The 1,741-nt window shown below is 40.6% G+C and carries 1 protein-coding gene; it reads right to left on the bottom strand.

The window, feature by feature from the left end:
- Positions 1-80 precede the first annotated feature (80 nt).
- A complete protein-coding gene (locus QZL64_RS09365; protein ID WP_021841735.1) occupies positions 81-1,445 on the bottom strand; it encodes an MATE family efflux transporter in 1,365 nt (454 codons plus the stop codon).
- Between the last annotated feature and the right edge of the window lie 296 nt (positions 1,446-1,741).

Here is a 1,741-nt window from a genome sequence, read left to right as displayed (position 1 = left end):
AGCCAATTTTGGCTGAGGCGCTTTATTTTCTATTTTAAATTATAAGTGGTAGCTCAATTTGTCTAAACTAATCTTAGTTTTTACGTATTTATGATTTTAAACTTTTTGTGTTGGATATACCAGACGCGCCATGTGAAGAGGGTGGCGGCGATGGCTGTACTGCCTAAGAGGCCAATCCAAATGGCGTATGGCCCGTAGTTTAGTACGAAGGTAAAGAAGGCAGCAATGGGAATGCTGGTACCACAGAAGCTGCTTATGGCGATAATCGAGATGATGCGCACATCTTTATAGCCGCGTAGAATACCTTGAATTGGTGTTCCTAAAGCGTCAATAACCGTGAAAAATACGGCGTAACTAAGGAAGCTGCCGATTAATCCTACCATACTCGGATCATTGGTATAGTAACCGGCGATGCGCGGTAAATTTGTAAAGGTATAGAGGCAAATACTTAATGCTAATACTACAGCTGTACCACGGGCGATATAAGAATAGGTTTTGGCAGCTAGTAAGTTTTTGGCGCCTACTGCATAACCTACCGTGATAGTGGCGGCAATACCGATGCTTAAAGGCACACCATAGAATAACGATGTAAAGCTGATAGCAGCCTGATGGGCGGCAATAATTTTAGTACCGTAAACGGTGGCGGCAATGCCAGCGAGGCTGAAAATACTGCTTTCTGCAAAAATGGCAAGCCCGATGGGGATACCTAAACGTAATTGTTCTCGAATGTAGGTAAAATCAAAAGTGAAGCCTTTACGGAATAATCGGTAATTTTTAAAAGTTTTGCCAAAGAGTAATAAAGTTACGAAGGCTAAGAAATTAAACCAGTAAGCTACAGTAGTAGCAATGCCGGCACCAAGCGCTCCTAAGGCAGGAAAGCCGAAATAACCGAGTATAAGAGCGTAATCAAGGAAAATATGAACACCCAGGCCACAGAGGATAATATACATGGTGTAGCGTGTATAACCATGACAATCGACGGTATTACGCAAGACACAGGTTAAAATAAGTGGCAACAGGCCCCAAGCAATGGCCTTTAAATAGAGCCAACAAATTTCGTAGGCGGCCGGCTCCAAATTCAAACTTAATAATAATGGGTCAAGGACAGTTACGCCTAAGAAAATTAAGAGTAAAAAGAAACAGACACTTAAAATAAGCCCGTGATATATAATTGTAGGGATATTATCTTTATGATTCGCGCCTAAGAGCTGTGCAATGATAGGGGAGATACCCAGATGAATCCCCAATATGCCGAAATAACAGGCTGTCCATAGATTAAAGCCTACAGACATGCCGGCTAAATCCACCGTGCTGAATTGGCCCGTAAGGACTACTGATACGAAGGATCCGCCGGTTATAGCGAATTGCGTCAAAATAATGGGGATTGTTAACGCGACAAAGTGTTTTATTTTATCAAATAGTGTTGTTGAAATTGGTTGTTCCATACGTTTGCTACCTCAAAAAAAAACACACCAAAGTATCTATCTTCTAAGACCTACGATAGACGCATTGATGCATTAATGCCGCTTACCCGCATCCGGTGACACAAGGTAAGACTGTGTATTACTAAATTTTAAAACTAAAAGCTTTTATCTGTCTGTTATTCTAACATAGAATATATGAAAAGTCCATAGTCATGACTAATAGACGAATGTCCACTATTTTGATGAGTGGGTGATGTCATAATAATAGATAAATGACAATAAAAAATAATAACGAAAACGCCCCGTTCTTAAGGAAC

The sequence above is a fragment of the Veillonella sp. CAG:933 genome (assembly GCF_000431435.1).
Lineage (GTDB): Bacteria > Bacillota > Negativicutes > Veillonellales > Veillonellaceae > Veillonella_A.
This window is presented reverse-complemented; position numbering and strand designations above follow the sequence as displayed.

Coding starts and splice junctions, on each gene's coding strand:
- QZL64_RS09365 (WP_021841735.1), bottom strand. CDS start 1,445: ATGGAACAACCAATTTCAACAACACTATTTGATAAAATAAAACACTTT.